The 18,425-nt window shown below is 41.6% G+C and carries 16 protein-coding genes; 6 read left to right on the top strand and 10 right to left on the bottom strand.

All coding sequences use genetic code 11. The features are described 5' to 3' along the window. Window positions 1-562: 562 nt before the first annotated feature. A complete protein-coding gene (locus R8P61_03630) occupies window positions 563-1,351 on the top strand; it encodes an FkbM family methyltransferase (GenBank protein MDW3646130.1) in 789 nt (262 codons plus the stop codon). Between the two features lie 53 nt (window positions 1,352-1,404). Here the strand turns inward: R8P61_03630 and R8P61_03625 are convergent, their stop codons facing one another. From R8P61_03625 to R8P61_03610, 4 genes are all read right to left on the bottom strand, one after another. Beyond that, the gene (locus tag R8P61_03625; GenBank protein MDW3646129.1) at window positions 1,405-2,250 is read right to left on the bottom strand and encodes a universal stress protein; all 846 of its coding nucleotides are present in this window, start codon (window positions 2,248-2,250) and stop codon (window positions 1,405-1,407) included. 368 nt (window positions 2,251-2,618) lie between these two features. Then, window positions 2,619-3,464, bottom strand: coding sequence for an aminotransferase class IV (locus R8P61_03620; GenBank protein MDW3646128.1), 846 nt, complete (start codon window positions 3,462-3,464; stop codon window positions 2,619-2,621). Between the two features lie 125 nt (window positions 3,465-3,589). After that, a complete protein-coding gene (locus tag R8P61_03615) occupies window positions 3,590-4,012 on the bottom strand; it encodes a response regulator (protein ID MDW3646127.1) in 423 nt (140 codons plus the stop codon). Window positions 4,013-4,233: 221 nt separating this feature from the next. Continuing rightward, window positions 4,234-6,780: a TonB-dependent receptor gene (locus R8P61_03610; protein MDW3646126.1), complete on the bottom strand. Its 2,547-nt coding sequence runs from the start codon at window positions 6,778-6,780 to the stop codon at window positions 4,234-4,236. A gap of 79 nt (window positions 6,781-6,859) precedes the next feature. Here R8P61_03610 and R8P61_03605 point away from each other — a divergent pair, with 79 nt between their 5' ends. Continuing rightward, window positions 6,860-7,933, top strand: coding sequence for a bifunctional ADP-heptose synthase (locus R8P61_03605; GenBank protein MDW3646125.1), 1,074 nt, complete (start codon window positions 6,860-6,862; stop codon window positions 7,931-7,933). Here R8P61_03605 and R8P61_03600 read toward each other — a convergent pair. From R8P61_03600 to R8P61_03590, 3 genes are all read right to left on the bottom strand, one after another. Then, the gene (locus R8P61_03600) at window positions 7,930-8,157 is read right to left on the bottom strand and encodes a cytochrome b5 domain-containing protein (GenBank protein ID MDW3646124.1); all 228 of its coding nucleotides are present in this window, start codon (window positions 8,155-8,157) and stop codon (window positions 7,930-7,932) included. The genes R8P61_03605 and R8P61_03600 overlap by 4 nt on opposite strands. A 91-nt stretch (window positions 8,158-8,248) precedes the next feature. Next, on the bottom strand, window positions 8,249-9,241 hold the full coding sequence (locus tag R8P61_03595; protein MDW3646123.1) for an aspartate-semialdehyde dehydrogenase: 993 nt from the start codon (window positions 9,239-9,241) through the stop codon (window positions 8,249-8,251). A 319-nt stretch (window positions 9,242-9,560) separates the two neighbouring features. Beyond that, window positions 9,561-10,331 carry a lamin tail domain-containing protein gene (locus R8P61_03590; GenBank protein ID MDW3646122.1) on the bottom strand — a complete coding sequence of 257 codons (771 nt, stop codon included), beginning with the start codon at window positions 10,329-10,331 and terminating at the stop codon, window positions 9,561-9,563. An 85-nt stretch (window positions 10,332-10,416) separates the two neighbouring features. Here R8P61_03590 and R8P61_03585 point away from each other — a divergent pair, with 85 nt between their 5' ends. Next, window positions 10,417-10,791, top strand: coding sequence for a DoxX family protein (locus R8P61_03585; protein MDW3646121.1), 375 nt, complete (start codon window positions 10,417-10,419; stop codon window positions 10,789-10,791). 35 nt (window positions 10,792-10,826) lie between these two features. Here R8P61_03585 and R8P61_03580 read toward each other — a convergent pair whose 3' ends face one another. The 3 genes from R8P61_03580 to R8P61_03570 all read right to left on the bottom strand — a co-directional run bounded on the left by R8P61_03580 (window position 10,827) and on the right by R8P61_03570 (window position 15,522). Next, window positions 10,827-14,117, bottom strand: coding sequence for a CHAT domain-containing tetratricopeptide repeat protein (locus R8P61_03580; protein ID MDW3646120.1), 3,291 nt, complete (start codon window positions 14,115-14,117; stop codon window positions 10,827-10,829). A 29-nt stretch (window positions 14,118-14,146) separates the two neighbouring features. Further along, window positions 14,147-14,755, bottom strand: coding sequence for a hypothetical protein (locus R8P61_03575; protein ID MDW3646119.1), 609 nt, complete (start codon window positions 14,753-14,755; stop codon window positions 14,147-14,149). Between the two features lie 200 nt (window positions 14,756-14,955). Next, the gene (locus R8P61_03570) at window positions 14,956-15,522 is read right to left on the bottom strand and encodes a hypothetical protein (protein ID MDW3646118.1); all 567 of its coding nucleotides are present in this window, start codon (window positions 15,520-15,522) and stop codon (window positions 14,956-14,958) included. Between the two features lie 177 nt (window positions 15,523-15,699). Here R8P61_03570 and R8P61_03565 point away from each other — a divergent pair, with 177 nt between their 5' ends. The 3 genes from R8P61_03565 to R8P61_03555 all read left to right on the top strand — a co-directional run bounded on the left by R8P61_03565 (window position 15,700) and on the right by R8P61_03555 (window position 18,385). After that, entirely contained in the window at window positions 15,700-16,296 is a 597-nt protein-coding gene (locus R8P61_03565) for a sigma-70 family RNA polymerase sigma factor (protein MDW3646117.1), read from the top strand. Between the two features lie 11 nt (window positions 16,297-16,307). Continuing rightward, entirely contained in the window at window positions 16,308-17,075 is a 768-nt protein-coding gene (locus tag R8P61_03560) for a hypothetical protein (protein MDW3646116.1), read from the top strand. A 344-nt stretch (window positions 17,076-17,419) separates the two neighbouring features. Next, window positions 17,420-18,385 (top strand): IS110 family transposase, encoded by a 966-nt coding sequence (locus tag R8P61_03555; protein MDW3646115.1) that lies wholly within the window; start codon window positions 17,420-17,422, stop codon window positions 18,383-18,385. Window positions 18,386-18,425 lie beyond the last annotated feature (40 nt).

Here is an 18,425-nt window from a genome sequence, read left to right as displayed (position 1 = left end):
ATTCGACCGAACTTCCAGCCGGCGCTAGATTATACTCAACTGTCAAGGCTTAATCCTCGAAATCCTTTGGAGCACAAGCCATATGCAGACATTAAAGTTTGTTCATGCTTCAATTTTTTCCTGGCTTCTTTCGATAATTTAATATTGGGGTCCGTTAATATTTTGCCGATTTCAACATACCTAGCATTATACTTGTCGAATTCATTTTTAGCATGAATCCTTTCCCATATTAAGACAGATTTTCTGATGTTATAATTACTATTCATATCCAATTATACTAATATTATTAGTAATTATACAATTAAAACTTATTTTTTTAGCAAAATAAATTCATTGACATAGTATCCAGTTTTATAGAAAAGCCCAAAAAGAATTCCAAAAAAGAGGATTTTTCGGCTTTCCGCACAAATATTCTCTTATTTCTTGCTTCCCATATATTTAGTTTTATCTTGGGCATCCAATCTGCATAGCTTGTAGAAAGATCTATCAAAACGAAAATCCCCGATCACTCAAGGCATCCCTTTTGGGAAATTTTGCGTCCCGGCTAAAATGCCCTTCGATAATGTTGAAGCGACTATTCAAAAGAAATACTCACAATCTACTGTTTAAATACCTGGCTGGATTTGGTCGATCGATCAATCGCATGTATGAAAACAGTGAGCATAATATGCATTATAATGGGGAGTTGGAGCTCATCAAGAAACTAGGCCAACTAAAACCGAAGGTGATCATAGATGCAGGAGCCAATAAGGGCATGTACGCCAGATATCTTGCAGAGCATTGCCCGGACGCACAGATTTACGCTTTCGAACCTGTGGAAAGCACCTTTGAGATCCTGAAAGAAGGATTATCAGCCTATTCTCATGTCGAATGCATTCAACAAGGTCTGTTTAGTGAATCCTGCAAGAAAGAGATCAATATTTTCAATTCTGATACCCATTCCTCCCTGGTCGATATACAAGGCCTGAATCAAAAATTTGAGAATAAAGAGAACATTCAACTCATCAAAGGAGAAGAATTCACAGCTAACTATGAGATAGAGGAAATAGATTTTATCAAAATGGACATAGAAGGTGCAGAATACGAGGCCATGATTGGATTTGAGGAAATGATCAATACTGGAAAAATTCGTATGATCCAGTTTGAATATGGCTATATCAATATTACCACCAAGATTCTCTTGCTGGATTTCTATCGATTTTTCAAGCAAAGGGGTTACATCATCGGAAAGATTTTCCCCAAATCTGTAGAGTTCCGGAAATATGAATTTAAATACGAGAACTTCCTCGGCAGTAATTATGTAGCAATACGGGAAGATGATAGCGAGCTTAAAAATTTGCTCCTCTCCTAAAAGAACAAAAGGAGAACAAATTCTGTCCTCCTTTTACTACTCACTATAAATAACTAAGATCGTGCTTTTCCAAAGGCGAGTATCGGAACCGATACTTCTCTGGACATGAGCCGGGTCATGCTTTTGGGAGAAAGCAATTGTCGCCAGCTAAATTTCGTTCTGCTGATCATGGCTAGCATGCTACTGTTGTTCAACTTCATAAAGTTGAGGATACCTTTGAGGGGATCCGCATGGTCGAAGAATTTGTAGTATACCTTGGGATAATCCAGGGTATCACTGATCGTCTTCTCCAAAGCCAGCATATATTTTTCTTTTTCGATCTCTGTTTCTCGATTCACATGGGTAATGCTCAATCGCGCATCAAAGATTCTGGCGATTGATTTTACCTGCTTAATGATACTCGGATCGTAGTCTGTCAAATCAACTGCATAAGTGATATGGTCAATGCCGCGGAAGTCCTGCTCCATAGGAACTGCGAAAACCGGGATGCTCACCTGGCCGATGATTTTAGAGACGCGGGCTTCACTCAGAAGGGTCCAAATACCTCTGTACTCTCTATTTCCAACCACAATCATGTCATAGCTATTGCGAAAAGTCTCGCGAATAACTTCATTGACAGAACGTCCAGGAAGGAAATTGAAATGTAAACTAAGGTTTTTGGTTTGTGCGTCTTCACTCAGAGAAAGGATTTCTTTTTTGAAGTTTTCATGTTTGCAGGCCTCCAAAACAGCCTCGACATCATTGCCGAAATTATAGTTGGTCTGCTTTTTCAGCTCCCTTCTCTTTCCCAGAAAACATACATGAATTCCAGCGCCTGATTTGGCCGCTATAAAATTCGCGTAGCTTAAGGTATGAGTGTAGTTATCGTGGGGGTGGATAGGGACAAGAATTTTGTTCATTTAAGTGCCTGTATTTGCTTGGTTTTTTGTTATAGATTTTGACAAATGTTTATCGAATAATAATATTTCAATCTTTCTTAAAATAACGCTCAGATTAACCCCAAAGTTGCCCTGAACAAGAGAAATGTTTTTGTCTGTCTCAAATAGAAGGATTTTTCTAGAATATTCGAAACAAGATTGGGTATTTTCCTTGCAAATTCAGCTAACTTTTTCTCCCATAATCTTACATGGGATTTGGCAAATTACGAATCTTGCATTTCGCCCGAAATGCCATAGTATTGCCACATTAGCAACAATTATTTGATCGAAAGCGCAGACATTTTCACATTTAGCATGGGAAATATTACGCCTCTTTTTGTAGACTAAACCTAAAACAATTCGTCTATATATTGCTGTAGGCACTGTTTCAGAAAAGGAGTCAATACATAGGTTTTGGGCTGCAAATCAAATTCTCTGTATTGACTGACAGGCAGGATACCCCTTAGATCATTACAAACAAAGATTTCATCTGCTTTCATCAGGTCTTTAGGACTAAGATTTTTCTCACTAAAGGGTACCTTCAATCCTTTCGCTAACTGTATAAGCTTTGAGCGCATCACAGAATCGGTACAGGCAGAATCCAGAGGAGGACTTATAAGCTTCTTCTGTTTGACCAGAAAAAGGTTACCATTACTAGCCATTGCAATGCCCTTGGGGCCATATAGGAGGGCTGCTTCAAAACCGGCTGCCTGGGCATGTATCGATGCGAGGGTAAATGTCAGGCTATTACCCGAATTGAATCTAGACAAACTTCCGGGGGCCAGGCTCATTTCTTTATAGTCGATGAGACTGGTAAAGACCTTGGATTCAAAGTAATTATCTTTTAGCGCATATGCCTCCAGTAAAAAAGAGGGTTTGTGGCTTAGGGGAGCAAAAGCACCCGTCCCTGCCCTAAAAACCTGAAGGCGAAGCCGGCCATTATCCTTTATCCCATTGATTTCCAGACTTTTATTGATTGATTTTTTTATTTTCTTTTCCCAGTCTTCAGGATGAAATTCCAATTTCAAAGCTTTCATCCCATCCATCAATAGACTCAGTTGAGCTTCTAGAAACAAAACTTTGCGTCGATAAACCCTCATCTCAATAAAAATGGCATCACCAAACTTGAAGGCACGGTTCAAGAGACTACTATCAGAAGAGCCTTCCTCTATTACTTTTCCATTTACGATGAGCATAACTTAAATCTGACTGGGTCAAAAACCCAAATTAGTCCATGAGGGAACAATAATCAATCGAAGGAGAAATCGATCTCTAAAAAAAGTGCAGAAAGTTGAAAAATCTTACACCCAAAAGGGTCATTTTAGGGTCTGGGAGGTCTTTCTGCCAATTGCCAGAAATTGACAATTCCCGAAAGGGCGGTCACGAACTCATCATAATCCACAGGTTTTGTCACATAACAATTGGCCCGAAGCTGATAACTTTTATTTACATCTGAACCAGAATCGGAAGTAGAAAATATCACCACGGGAATGGTTTTCAATTTCTCATGTGTCTTGATAAAGGTCAGAACCTCCTGGCCATCCTTTTTAGGAATATTGAGGTCCATGATAATCAAATCAGGTAGGATTGCATCCTGGAAGCTTCCACTACGGTTAAGATAATCCAGGGCTTCTTCTCCATCACTTACAATGAATAAATCACATTGAGGAATCTGCGGATCTTTCAATGCTTCCTGGGTGAGCATAATATCCCCGGGATGATCTTCTATGAGGAGAATATTCATTTTCAGCTTTTCCCTAATACTGCTAATTGAATTCATCATTTCTTGTTGTGCTATTGTTATTTCAATCTAAAAAGATCAGGAAAAAAAATTCCAACAAAAGTAGCGCAACACTTTCTTATCCCTATAAATTCGGATATTTTCCCAAGGTAAAATAAATTCTACCCTATTCCGAATTTTAAATAAAGTGACTATTTAGTTTATAAGAAGAAAATAATTCCGCCTTATCTGAACTTCATGACCAGTCTAACATTCAGCAAACGGGCAGAGAGGAAATTGGGGACAGCGAATTGATTGTTTTGTAAATCCTTGATCCAGTAGTGGGAAACTGTATTTTGTCGCTGGAATAAATTGAAGATTTCCAGGGTGGCCCAGAGGCTTTCTACTCCTCTCTTTAGATTGGTCTCTGCCCGTGTACGAAAAGAGATCAATTTACTGAATCCTATATCAGCTCTTTGGTAAGAAGGAAAATTAAAAGCCGTACGATCCTCCAAATCACGCGGAGGGCCAAAGCGCATTCCACTGCCATAGACATAGGTTACATGCACTTTGAAGGTTGGATTGGCAGGTAACTCATCCTGAAAGAACATAGCGAAGGTAAAACGCTGGTCTGTAGGACGGGATACGTAGCCTTCTTCATCTCCCTGCAGGTCCTCAGAAGTTTTCAGGAAGCCCATACTCACCCATGAATCTATCCCCTTGATAAATTCTCCATTGATGCGGGCATCAACTCCATAAGCAAAACCTTTGGCCACTTCATCCGGATAGTATCGAAGACGTACATTTTGCACCTCATAGGGGATGAGATTATCGAGTCTCTTGTAATAAGCCTCGCTGAAAAGACGAAAAGGTCTTCCCCAGGCCCTGAAACGATAATCCATACCTGCTATCAAATGTAAAGATTCCTGTGCCTCGATATCCAGATTGAGGGTTCCGTTAAATCGCCTCATTTCGCGATAGAAAGGAGGTTGCTGATAAAGTCCTCCGGCCAGTCTAAATCGCAAACTGGTTTCTCCATCAAAGCCTTCCTTTGCCTTAATCAACAACTGCACACGAGGCGAGAATAGTAAATTGGTTTTTTGCTGCCCATCATTTCGATAGTCATAGTACAAGACTCGACCACCTGTAAAGAGAAGAAGATTATTATTGATCTGCCATTCATGCTGGAGATAGCCTTTGAACACATCTCCATTCAATTGAATTTTTCCTCTGATGTATTCGTCTAATCCAAAACGCCCGATCGAATCAACCAGGAATCCTGCAGAATCCAGGGCAGCATATTCTTTTAAATCGTCATCGATGACCTGTCTTTGAGCCTTCACCCCAAAGAGAAATTTATGTCGGGTCTCATTATCGAGGGTCCAGCGACCTTTCACCTGACCACTAACCACTGTAGCATTGAGGTAGTTTCGTCCATGCTGAAACTGGGTACCAATCCCCAGGTCAAAATCAGACTCATTGAATTCGTCACTCCCAAAATTGGTATTTACCTGACCAAGCAGGTATCCTCCCTCCACATCAAACAATTCGGTTTCCTGGGTTTTAAAACCAGTCAGGATGTAATCAAATTGGAGACGCGTATTGGGTTTATGGGTAAGCATGAGGGCTCCAAGGCCTGTGTTATAAGAACTGATTTCCCTTCCCTCAAAGGCTACACTTACACGAAAGGCTTGTTGAATGGTTCCAAAAGTACTTACGCGGCCTTCGGGCTCCAGGAGGTATCTGTTTCGCGAAAGAGCCACAAAAGAAGTGAACTTCAATTTTTCATTCGCATAATAAACCGTGTCTTGCGTCCCATCTTTTCTTTCTCTGATCTTGACGGGATAATTTTGGGATTTGGGCGTATAGGTGAACATCCCCTGATAGTCGAGAAACAAAGGTTGATAATCGCCTCGCGTATCCAGGCTATTTAAGAGGTAGGACAAAGCGAAGCGACGGGCACCCATGAGATAGGTGAATTTACCGGCTTGATTGGGATTTTCTTTATTCTTACTTACGCCTTCGACATGCAGATTGGTGGAAAGAATACCTGCTTCTATAGTAGCTCGGAATTCACGAGGCTGGCGATAAGTGATATCAAGTACAGAGGAAAGTTTGTCTCCATACTGCGCACCAAATCCTCCCGTACTGAAATTGAGCCCCTGGGCCATGGCCGAGTTAGAAAAACCCAGTCCTTCCTGTTGACCTGAACGGGCCAGAAAGGGTCGATATATTTCGATCCCATTTACATAAACCAGATTTTCATCAAAATTCCCTCCCCTTACCTGATACTGAGATGAAAACTCACTGGTCGTAGCTACTCCGGGCTGAAATTTGGTATAATATTCCAAACTCGGGGCTGCAATAGGCATTTCTATTACCTTATCGAGTTTAAGGGGCGAAACCAGCATGGCATTTCTATCATCTATGCTGGTTGCAGATTTTTCTCCATAAATATTTACATCATCACTTTGCAGGGGAAGCATCTTGATCTTCCGATCATAATTCACCCCATCCTGAAGTCTGATTTCTAAAATGGAAGTCTGAAAAGCAACATGTTTAAACTGAATTCTATAAACTTTGCCCGCTGGAAGGCGCAGAAAATAGGCTCCTGTAGCATCCGTTCTGCTCTCAACATCGCTATTCAGTACGCGTATAGCCACATCAGCGATCTCCTCATTATTAGGGTCAACCACCTTTCCTCTTACCGTCGAGCTTTGTGCAGACAGGCTTTCGGCCATCCCTAACAAAAATAGCAGGACAAGGCTGAAAATTTTATAGCGTCGATTCATTCGTGCAAATATAAAATAAAGAAGCTAACAGAGATAGAGAAATTGTGATCCCCTCTTACGGCCTTAATTTATACCGCTCTTGCCGGAAAATCTGCTGATAGCTGACCTTTGTTTTAATATTTCCTTCAAAGATTATACCTTTCGGGCCGCTAAATTCATCCTTATCGAAACTTCTATCCATAATTTTCTCAAAGCAGCACAAGGAAAAAGGGTGCTTGTAATCGGCGATCTTATGCTGGATCGCTACTTATGGGGCAAAGTGAACCGCATTTCTCCTGAGGCTCCTGTGCCTATTGCAGACATTTATGAAGAAGAAAGTCGGCTGGGAGGAGCTGCAAATGTCGCCCTTAATCTACATGCGATGGGAGCCATTCCTATTTTGGCGGGTTATGTAGGAGAAGACGAAAGAGGAGCAGAATTGATCCGTTTGGTCCATCGTCATGGATTCCCTACTGAATTGATTCAGCTTTCTACTGAAAGAAGAACGACCGTAAAAGTTCGGATCATCGGCAATCAGCAACAAATCCTGCGGGTAGATAAGGAGGATAAGTTTGATTTGAGTGAAAAGGAACTGGATAGTATCAAACAAAAACTGGATGATCAGATTGGCAAATGCGATGTAATTCTTCTACAGGATTATGACAAAGGACTATTGGTACCAAACTTGATCAGCTGGATACTTACGAAAGCCAGGGAGTTTGCCATACCTGTAGCGGTAGATCCAAAATTCAAGCATTTTTTCTCTTTTAAACACAGTAGTCTTTTCAAACCCAATCTCAAAGAATTGAATCAGGGATTGAATCTCCGCTTGAAAGGAGATGACTTAGGCGGGATAAAAGCTGCAGTAGAGCAATTGCGGGAACAAATGCCACATAGGAATACCCTGATTACCCTGGGAAGTAATGGTATGTTTCTGATGGATGAAGAGGGAGAAACTACTCACTTTCCTGCTCATGAGCGTTCCATAGCCGATGTTTCTGGCGCAGGAGATACAGTAATTAGTGTGGTGAGTTTGGGACTTGCTTGCGGTCTTCCTCTCGAAGATGCCGTTTATTTTGCCAATCTGGCTGGTGGGCTGGTGTGTGAGGAAGTAGGGGTAGTTTTCATCGATCCGCAAAGACTGATAGCAGCCAGCGAGAAAAATCAGTCCTAAGTTAATTTCCCCACCGCTTTCATTCTCTTAAACACATAATCCCCATGCGGGGCATCTTTCAGTTCATCGGTAAGGTCCTGTCCCGCCCAGTGCCCATAATGTATGCCTTTGGGCCAATGCCGGCTATCGCTTACATCATAGATCGTCCCTTTAAAGGCTACCCAAATTTCTTCTCTGTCCGTTCCGTTTCGCAAGGCTAGCTGGGAAAGGGTGTATAATTCCATAGGAAGGTTTTGATGTGTTGTGGTGTTTTAGAGTTGTAGTTCGAATTTTCAGATACGCAACCTACAACACTAAAACACTATAACACAATTCTTATGCTCCCACCACCTGGCTTTCTACCAGTCTCTGTGCAATTTGCACAGCATTGGTAGCAGCTCCTTTGCGGAGGTTGTCTGATACAATCCACATATTGAGACCGTTTTCGATGGAATCGTCTCTGCGAATTCGACCCACAAATACCTCATCTCTTCCATGAGCGGCCTGCGGAGTTGGATAAACCAGATTAGCGACATCATCCTGAAGAATTACTCCTTCTGTCTCTGCCATCAATTGCTTGATATCTTCGACTTCGAAAGCTCTTTCAAATTCTATATTAACCGCCTCAGAGTGTCCGCCGATAACGGGAACCCGTACAGCAGTAGCTGTAATGCGGATGCTGGGATCATTGAGGATCTTGCGGGTTTCATGTACCAACTTCATTTCTTCCTTGGTGTAGTCATTTTCCAGGAAGATATCGCAATGTGGGATACAGTTCAGGTCGATTTGAGTAGGATAAACAGCCTCAAAGTCTTTGTTTTCCCTTTCTCCAAACAACTGATCAACAGCTGCCTTTCCTGTTCCTGTTACAGATTGATAGGTGGAAATCACCAGTCTTTTGATCCCATATTTTCTATGAAGTGGTCCCAGGGCAACTACCATTTGGATAGTTGAACAGTTGGGGTTTGCGATCAGCTTGGCATCTCCGATGGCATCCATGTTTACCTCAGGCACAACCAACGGTACATGTTCAGCCATTCTCCATGCGGAAGAATTGTCTACAACAATCGTCCCTGCTTCTACAAATTTCGGTGCGAAGGTTTTACTCGTACTTCCTCCGGCTGAGAAAAGTGCAATGTCTGCTTTGGCGGCAATTCCCTCTTCCATTCCTACTACCGTGTACTGTTTACCCTTATAGGTCACTTGTTTACCTACAGATCTTGCAGATGCTACAGGGATCAGTTCAGAAATGGGGAAGTTGCTTTCTTCCAATTTGCGGAGCATTTCAGTACCTACCAGGCCAGTGGCTCCTACGACTGCTACTCTCATGATAAAATTTGCATTAAAAGGTATAAAAAATTAAAAAAGTCTTATCAAAACACAAAGATGATTAAAATAATTCGAATTATTAAATACTTAGCTCTCTGTTTAGCTAAAAACAAAAAGCAGGTACATTAGATGCACCTGCTTTATATTTTTATTCGAAAAGAATGCATCAAGGTTTCATCGCAAGCGTCTTCTTCGTGCGCTTGGCCATAATCTTGATATATTTCTTTGTCAGTTTCAAATCTTTTGTGATTAGCTTGTCTCAACAAGCGAGCGCTAATTAATAACGTAAATTTTGATTTTCAAAATATAATTTAGCCTACTAAGGCATCAATTGTATTTTTCGGGTCAAACCTTTGTACTGCAAAAAGTAGAATCCCCGGGGCCAGTCATCGGTATTTATATCCATATTGCTTTGCAGCATTTTTCTTTTCAGGATTTCCTGTCCCTGCATATTTAGGATGATCAATTCGTCCCTTAATTCACTAGCTTCGATTTCAATCCGAAGTCGATCTCTGGCAGGATTTGGGAAAACCAGAAAGTCTTCTTCTGCGATATCCGGCTGGCGGGAGGTAGCATCATTGTTTGCATTGAAAGTTGGGGCACCTATAGAAAAATTGCCGGTACCATTGGGGTTGCGTGCCATGCTCATATCTGTCGTTTGCTGGCTAAAATTTACAGAGTCCAGCAAACTGCCAGTAGAATCCGATAAATAAATAGATTCTCCTGCAGCAGACAATTTGAAGTTGGCGTGAAAAGGTCCCTGGCTTCCATTTTCATCCGCCCAAATAATCAGATAGCTATCTGCCTGGAGAACAAAAGTGGTATCAATCTGCCATTTGCTTTGGTTGTCAAATTTGTCGCTGAGGTAAAAGCCTGTGAGGTCTACCGGAACGGATCCTTTATTATACAACTCAATCCAATCATCATACTCTCCGGCAGTATCCGCAACGGAAGAGTCATTTGAGGCCATGAATTCGTTGATGACTATATCACCGACCATGAATGAAGTTGTCGTTTGGGTGGGGAAATTGGGTAAGATAAAACCGGTAAGCAAAGCTCCCAGTATTAGCAGAGCGCTAATGTATTTCATAATGTAGGTTATAATAGATAATCTGAGACTGAGTCGCTAATTTCATCAGCAGCCAGATGTTTTCAAAAAAAATTTAACTTGCCGCATGGAATCTATTGCCGACTACTTTACATTAGGAACGATCTTTAAAGGGCTTTTCGCTGCATTCTTTATCTATGCTGGCATCAGCCATTTTCGTGTCCCAAAATTCTTTCTTAAAATCACTCCAAAATGGGTTCCTTATCCTGAGCAGGTAAATATATTCGTAGGGCTAGTCGAAATTCTATTAGGAATAGCCCTTATGATTCCTGCCACCCAATCTTTAGCTGCCTGGGGAATCATAGCTCTATTGGTTGCTGTTTTCCCTGCAAACGTCTACCACCATCAAAAAGCAAGAGAAAAAGGGAAACACGTCATTCCGACCCTCATTCGATTACCGATACAAGGCCTGTTTATCTTTTGGGCTAGTTTGTATATCTAGGTTTTTCAGAAATCAAGGGAAAGAGTAATTGAGTCTTAGACTGGCTCTCTTTTGAATTTGAAGACAGCAAGCCCAAGCAATGCTACGATAATAAAGCCAAGGGCCCACACCCACGCATAGGTCTTTTCTTCCATTTCGAGGGCTTTCATATCTCCATTAGCGACAAAAGCTGCCCAGAAATAGGGATGAGACTGAAATTGATCACTTTTACTCAGATAATCTTTTTTTGCCTGTCGGAGTGCCAGGTCTTTCTCCATACCCTCAGAAAGGTATTGATAGAAAGACTTCATAATCATAGCCGTAGATCGGTCATTCACTTCCCACAGACTTGAGACCAGACTTCTGGCGCCCGCATAGGTAAATCCTCGTCCAAGGCTCATGATTCCTTCTCCCCGGTACAACTCCCCTATTCCGGTTTCACAGGCACTCAAAACAACCATTTCTGCATGCAGTCTTTGTGCATAGAGTTCCTCCAACATCAGGGAATCATCATATTGAGAAGAATTGACATCGGTAAAAGCGATAAAGGCAGCACTTGGAGCACTATCTGGAATCATCGCATGACCAGAAATTTGTATCAGGGGAAATTCTGCGGCCCATTGATAGAAGGATTTTTCAGTGGCCTCTTCCTCTTCAAATATTTGGGTATCAAAGTACTGGCTGATTTGCTCGATTTCCTGTTTGCTGTAGTAGAGAGGGCCAAAGCCTTTACGCATGGCAAGTTCCAGTTCGAATGTTTCTCCTGTTTCCGGATAGCTGGGACGAAAAGCAAGCAGATCATCCTTCCCTTTTAATTTGATCGGTCCTTTCAGCAATAAATGCCACCACTGTCCGATAGAAAAAGCATAAGAAAGGCCCTGATCATTGAACAAATAGGGCATGTCCCGATAACTGGTCCCTTTGCGCGTATCCTCTTTCAGCAATAAACCATAATTTAAATACCCCAGGGCTCCATCCGGAATAACTTTGAGTCGATTAAATCCTGCCAGATCATTGATCAATTCCTCCGGTAATAATTCCCTTCTTAATCCATAGGATAAAGCTGCAAATTCATTTCTCTCCCGTATAAAGTCAGCATCATGTTCCCCCATAAAAGGATTGAAAACCCGCATCCGAAATTCATTGATTTTATCCAGGAGGCTGCTATCCTTCACTTCAAGTTTGTATCCATTGAGTTCTTTCTGGTCCAAAGAAAAAATATACATGCCTCCCTCTCCCCAAAAATAATCCAGGACCTTCATATTGGCTGGGATACGAGTCTGAATTTCTGCTACCGATGGCAGAGCCAATTCATATTTTAGTGCATGATAATCCGGGAAGTTCTTTTCCAGGGTGTTGATAAGAGAATCTCTGGCTCGCTCTGCTTGAAAGAGTTTTTGTTCGATTTCCTCTAACTTCTCTCGATTTTCGTCCCTGCTCTGGTTTAATTCATAGCGTTCTGTTTTCAAATTTGCCAACTCCAATTCCAGTTCCCACTCTCTTTGGGTTAGATGCTCTGGTATCCCGGAACTTTGAAGGGCAAATGATTCTTTTAAGCCCAGGAGAAGAAGGAGAGACTTGCTTTTACCCGAAAAATACAAGGCTGTTTCCAGGTATTCTTTTTCTCCTGTTTCTTCATAAAGCTCATAAGCGAGAGAAATACCTTTTTCAAAAATCTCCCGAGCTTTCCCTGCCAGGCTCAATTTTGCCTCTTCGGAGAAAAAGGATAATCTTCTTTGGTCGATAAAATAATCGCATTGCTTATAGATTTGCAATGCCTGTTCTTTCAAGCCTTCCTCCTTATCTTTCTCAGCTAGCTCCCTGAGCAGCTGGGCAATCTCAAGGAAAATATCTGAGACCAAATCCGGTCGACCCGTTCCGATGATATCCAGTTCGTCCATAGATTCTGCACTCATATCATATCCCAGATGTGCGAGTGCTTCCTCTTGATAGATCAAAGCAGTACGTGGATGCTCCAGGATGCGTTCAATTTCACCGATAGAGTTTTTATATGCTGCAATTCTCGTTTCCAGTTTTTGCGGATTGACCTCTTCAATTTCCAGGCACTTTTCATAGTAGCGCCTCGCTTCTTCCCATTTATCTGAGCCCATATAGGCAGCTCCATATTCCTCATAAATATTGAGGAGTAAAGGGCTGTTTTCTCCATGTCTTTCCTTTCTGACTTCGAAGGCCTTATTTAGATAATCGAGTGCCTGGGCAAATTTCTTATTCTTCAGGAGGGTAATACTATAGTTATAATAAGGCATATCTATCTGCCTGAAAACAGGAGGGGCGAGATAGTAATCGAGGGCTCTACGATAAGCATCTTCAGCTTCCTCCATTTGATTCATTCCTCTTTTGGCATATCCTAAGCTTGCATAATAATTGCCCAGAGAATTGCCCGCATCTCCCATCGCTTGTTTATACACACGGATAGCTTCTGTATTGTATTTGGCAGAACTGGGATAATCTCCAATCATATTCAGGCTGGTAGCATAATAATAATAGGTAGTTGCCAAATGAGGATGCTTAAAGCCCAGCACCTGCTCCTGAATTTTTAAAGCTGCCCGTATGCTTTGAAGTGATTTTTTTAATTCATATTTCCCTCTGTAGGTGTAGGATAAAAAAGTATGGGTTAATCCAATTTTCGGATGTAGGGGGGATAAATTTTCTCCATACAGATCCAAAGCTTTGCCTAACTCCTTTACCGAAATATCAAAGCGTTTGTAAAGCTGATGATAAAAGCCTTTTTCAAAGTGAAAATCAGCCTTTAATAAGGGATGGTAGGTTTCGAGACCTAACTCAAGTTCTTTCAATCGCTCCCCTGCAGATCCAAATTTTCCTGTTGCGATATCTAGTCGAACTTTCCTGAGTTGAATTTTTGCTATCTGTTCTGGTTTATAGAGCTGAAATAAGGAGTCAACTTCCTCAAGATACAGCTGCCCTTTTTTATATTCTTTTTTCAGCAGGAAAAATTGTGCGCGCAGATGATATCGATTGCACAAAGCTTCTGTTGCATCCTCCACCTTCCTGGCCTCCCAGTTTTTAGGATAGTTTAGGTGAAATTGTGCAGAATCAAATTCAGCCAGCATCAGAAATATTTCCAGCATTTCATTCTCCAGCTGGAGGGCAAAGTCAAATTCCTGATATGTTGGGGATTGCCTCAACTTTCGAAAACTATCCAGGGCTTTGGCGTAGGCAATGTCTTCTTTTTGCTGAATAGCTCTTTCCAACTCATTTTGTCCAAAAAGCCCTTTACCCTGAAAACTCCATAGAATTTCCAGGGTAAATAAGGCGAGTAAAAATGCCTTTTTAAAAACAACTGTTCTAGAGAAAGGCCTGAACATGATGTAGAGATGAAAAGCGATGTAGCTATTTATTTCTTTTTTCTGTTTTTGTAAGCTTCTTCAGCTTTTTTCATACAGCTGTCATAGCAATTTTTGTATTTCTCCCAGTCCGTTTCGAAAGCGGGTTCCGCCTGAAGCATCATAGGTACACAAACGGGAGGATCTTCACGACCATGCCCTATAGCGATCAGTGCCAAAGCTGCGACTACTGGTTGGCTATACTTATCCTTGCAATAGTCCTTACATTTTTGTGCCGCTTTTTGTCTGGGTGACAAGGCGACTTGCCCTGCCTGTTCTGTTATCCGGTCAGCTGCAAAAACCCAAATTCCGAGGGTTCCTTTATGCAGGTTTTTGGCATCAAGATTAAAGCCTCCATTGCTATGGGTAACGGTGCCGGTACCGAGTGTACACGCCTGATTTTCTACTTTAATAGAAATCTTGGCTCCGCTCTTCTGCAAGCTAAGTTGGGCCTTTTGAGTGCCTGCTTTAAAACGATAAACGGCTTTATTGGCATTTTCCATAACCGTAGTTATGCTTACCTGTGAGGGAGATTTCCCAAAGATCTTTTGCGCTTGTAGGTGCTGCACACTCAAGACCATACACAGGACGAGGCCGATTGTGATAAAATACTGTCTCATAATGATTTCTTAGGTATGTGGATGGAATATAGGAATTATTATTAAGATACTTTATTTCAGATATTTTAAGCAGTAAAGTAGTTGCCCCAGCCAGGAGAATTCACCCGACTAGAAACAACTACCAATAATACTACCATTAAGGTCTTGCTTTAAAGTAATGCGGGTGATACGTACCGATTTCCTGGAAATCGGCTCTTTACTTAGTCATTAGCTCTGATGGTATATTTAAATTTATTTCCGACAGAGTAATTTCTCATGTTTACACTGATGACTTTCCCTCTGGCATTAGGAACCACAAAGGTTTTGGTTCTGGTATAGTTCCCATTATTGAAAGTATAGGAATGCACCGTTCTTCTTGTGCCATTTTTAGTCTGTGTGCAAATGGTAACCCCTGTTTTGGCTTTACCATCTGTTTTTTTAAGGGTGATACGTACGCTGTTTCCATGAGCAGGTTCCGTAATAAAGGTACGATTGGTTTGTCCCAGAATTGTTCCTGTAGCCTGACGATTGTTCAAGGTCATATGGCGCGGTCCAATACTAGCCCAACTATTTCCTGCTCTCTGATTCCACTTTCTAACGGCATCCCTTACCAGAGAAGCATAAACTTGTGCAGATACACTTGGGCTCCATACACCATAAGAATTCCACATCTCAGCTACAGCTGCGGCAGCGGAACTACATTTAGGAGTTTGAGCTTTGAGAGAAAAAGACGACATGATAAAAATCATTCCCAGGATTAGGGATTTGACGAGAATGTTGCGTTTCATAAGAGTATTAAAGATTAAAGTGTTTTTGAAAAACACCACGACTGTGTGTGTTCATGCTTTGGTATCGACTACTTTGAAAAACGTAACAATGGCAGAGAAAAAATTTCAAGATTAGGCCCTCGACAATTATTTTTATAGAAATACGTTACATTTGGTCTTACTTAAGAAACCAAGCAATTGAATAAGGGCAATTATACAGACGCTCAGCTCATTTCTTCCATTAAAGCAGGAGGAAACGCATGTGACCAGGCAATCGCCTGGATTTACCGGAAACATCTGGATGCGGTTCTTTCCTTTATCATGGCCAGAAATGGGAGCAGAGAAGAAGCGAAGGATATATTTCAGGATGCTGTACTCAGTCTTTTGATGAGTATACAAGAAGGGAAGTTTGAAGGGAAGAGTAGCCTGAGTACCTATCTGCACGCAATCAGCAAGAATCTCTGGTACAGAAGATTCAGAAGAAGTATCACTGCAGATGAGTATAAAGCATCTTTAAATAAAGATGAGATTGAACTGGGCGATCCTGAATACCTTATGGTAGATCAAGACACTGAGGCACAACTGCAAGGCCTGATGGTCAGCCTGAAAGATAAATGTAGAGAGGTATTGACCATGTGGGCACAGAAGTATAGCATGAAGGAGATCGCGGCGGCTTTAGGATACAGCAATGAACAGGTAGTGAGAAACAAAAAAAATCACTGCCTGAAAGAACTAAAGGAACTCGTCAGGAAAAATCCTGAAGTGAGAAATTTAATTGGAGAATTGCTGACATAAAGAAAGGATTCATGGCAGAACAAATGTTTGAACGAATTGAGGCTTATTTGGAAGGCATACTTCCAGAAGATGAGCGTATGCAATTTGAGAATGAATTGCAGACCAACCCCGAGCTGAAGGAAGAATATATCCTGCAAAAGGATACCCATAGCCTATTGAAGCTAAGTGCTCAACTGGCAGTTAAAGAAAAACTTAAGCGTATAGACCAGGAAATTGAATCCGAGGCGAAGGTAGTTTCTTTCAAAAAGCCGCTCTGGAGAGAGATCTGGTTTCAAGTTGCTGCTGTAGTCTTGCTCCTTCTCGGCACAGGCTACCTATGGATGAGCAATAGCTATAACAAGGATCAATTGATCCAACAGGCCTTTGCCGAATATCAGGCCGATCCATTTACGAGTAGAGGGAATGAGGACAGTCCTTTTTCCCAGGCTATGCAAGCTTATAATTCCGGGAATTTTGAAAGGGCAAGCAAAAGCCTTCAGGAAATCCTGAATGAAAGTCCGGATAATATTGACGCTATCCATTATCTCGGCATCAGCCTATATGCTTCTGGCAATTCAAAAGAAGCACTCCCCTATCTTGAGCGTTCTGCGGATTCGGTTAAGCATGGCGAAGCGGGAAGATGGATCAAAATACTGGCCTGCTTTGATCTGGAGGAAAAGGATCAATGCATGCACGAATTGAGCCTCCTGGCAACCGAAGAAGGACACCCTTACCATGAAAATGCGGAGAAACTTTACGACAGACTTAATAGTGTCTGGGGAAAGATGTTTGGGAAGTAGAGGTCTGCCGCAGAAATCCCAATTCCTTTTTATACATGTCTTAGGACATGATATCAGGTCTCTTTTATTGGCTAAGCCTTTTGGTCTTATTATTGAGATACCAACAAAAAATTTGTCATCCTATACTTGCCTAAGAGCTAGGGAAGAAAAGAATTCTTAGTTTGTGGTATTTGAATAAGCAGCAAAAGGAGAGGGGATAAATCCGTTAAGTGTCATTGGTTTAAAAAACCGTCCGGGATGTTGGTTTCCCTCTCCCTCTGATTCAAAACTAGAACAGTACAGTAGGCTAAGAGCCAGAATGTAGGATTGATAAGTTCGAATCAGAGCTGCTCAAATATAGGATTATGGATAATAACGTATATGGAATCGACATTGCCAAAAAAAGCTTTGAAGTAGTCTGTCTTAATGATAGTGGGAAAAGCTGGGTAAAAAGCTATTCCAATACTGCTTCGGGCCATTGTAAATTTATCGAAGTCCTCTCTCAAGGAGATCTCTGTGTCATGGAAGCAAGTGGTCCCTATTATTTATCCCTGGCCTTTAGTTTACATCAGCATGGGATTAAACTAAGTGTAGTTAATCCCCTGGTCATTCGCCGCTACAGTCAGATGCAATTAAGGCGAACCAAGACCGATCAGCAAGACGCGCGCTTAATTGCTCAATATGGACGGGATCACCGAAGCTTTATTAAGCCCTGGCAGCCTCCAGCGGCTATTTTTCTCCGCTTACAGCAGTTTTTGACTAGCATTAACCTATTTCAAAAACAGCTCCAGATGCTTCGTAATCAGTTCGAGGCTATGGATCAAGTTCCCATAGTGGATCCTTTGGTAAGAAGTCAGCAGCTTTATCTGATTGAACAACTACAAGCTTCGATCAAGCGGCTGGAGCAACAGATGCTCAGCCTTAGTAAAGAGCATTGTTCACAAAGCTATCAGTCGCTTATGAGCATCCCAGGTATAGGACCTAAGACCGCTTGTTTGTTGATCTGTATTACCCATGACTTTAGCCGATTTGAGTCTGCCAAACAATTGGTCGCTTATTTGGGATTATGTCCTCGTATTTTCACATCGGGTAGCTCTGTAAAGGGAAAAGAGAGGATCGTAAAAATGGGGCAGGCCTTGGCAAGAAAGTATCTCTATATGGGAGCCTTTTCCGCGATGAAAGTAAATCCTCTTTGTCAATCTATGGTAGAAAATATGAAACAAAAGGGTAAACATCATAAAGTCATTAGAGTCGCCGTTGCTCATAAACTCTTAAGGCAGGCTTTTGCTGTAGCTAAAAATAGAACTCAATTTAATCCCAATTTTATTTGACTTTTACTACAGTACATCCCGGAACCTATCAGGTGTCCGG

The sequence above is a fragment of the Bacteroidia bacterium genome, assembly GCA_033391075.1.
GTDB lineage: Bacteria > Bacteroidota > Bacteroidia > J057 > J057 > JAWPMV01.
The sequence above is the reverse complement of the archived record's forward strand: the minus strand, read 5'-3'. Positions and strand labels throughout refer to the sequence as shown.

Excerpts from the sequence above, each read along its gene's own strand:
- R8P61_03630 (MDW3646130.1), top strand. The coding sequence starts at position 563 with ATGTTGAAGCGACTATTCAAAAGAAATACTCACAATCTACTGTTTAAA.
- R8P61_03585 (MDW3646121.1), top strand. The coding sequence starts at position 10,417 with ATGGAATCTATTGCCGACTACTTTACATTAGGAACGATCTTTAAAGGG.
- R8P61_03575 (MDW3646119.1), bottom strand. The coding sequence starts at position 14,755 with ATGAGACAGTATTTTATCACAATCGGCCTCGTCCTGTGTATGGTCTTG.
- R8P61_03595 (MDW3646123.1), bottom strand. The coding sequence starts at position 9,241 with ATGAGAGTAGCAGTCGTAGGAGCCACTGGCCTGGTAGGTACTGAAATG.
- R8P61_03590 (MDW3646122.1), bottom strand. The coding sequence starts at position 10,331 with ATGAAATACATTAGCGCTCTGCTAATACTGGGAGCTTTGCTTACCGGT.
- R8P61_03560 (MDW3646116.1), top strand. The coding sequence starts at position 16,308 with ATGGCAGAACAAATGTTTGAACGAATTGAGGCTTATTTGGAAGGCATA.
- R8P61_03600 (MDW3646124.1), bottom strand. The coding sequence starts at position 8,157 with ATGGAATTATACACCCTTTCCCAGCTAGCCTTGCGAAACGGAACGGAC.
- R8P61_03555 (MDW3646115.1), top strand. The coding sequence starts at position 17,420 with ATGGATAATAACGTATATGGAATCGACATTGCCAAAAAAAGCTTTGAA.
- R8P61_03625 (MDW3646129.1), bottom strand. The coding sequence starts at position 2,250 with ATGAACAAAATTCTTGTCCCTATCCACCCCCACGATAACTACACTCAT.
- R8P61_03620 (MDW3646128.1), bottom strand. The coding sequence starts at position 3,464 with ATGCTCATCGTAAATGGAAAAGTAATAGAGGAAGGCTCTTCTGATAGT.
- R8P61_03615 (MDW3646127.1), bottom strand. The coding sequence starts at position 4,012 with ATGAATATTCTCCTCATAGAAGATCATCCCGGGGATATTATGCTCACC.
- R8P61_03570 (MDW3646118.1), bottom strand. The coding sequence starts at position 15,522 with ATGAAACGCAACATTCTCGTCAAATCCCTAATCCTGGGAATGATTTTT.
- R8P61_03610 (MDW3646126.1), bottom strand. The coding sequence starts at position 6,780 with ATGAATCGACGCTATAAAATTTTCAGCCTTGTCCTGCTATTTTTGTTA.
- R8P61_03580 (MDW3646120.1), bottom strand. The coding sequence starts at position 14,117 with ATGTTCAGGCCTTTCTCTAGAACAGTTGTTTTTAAAAAGGCATTTTTA.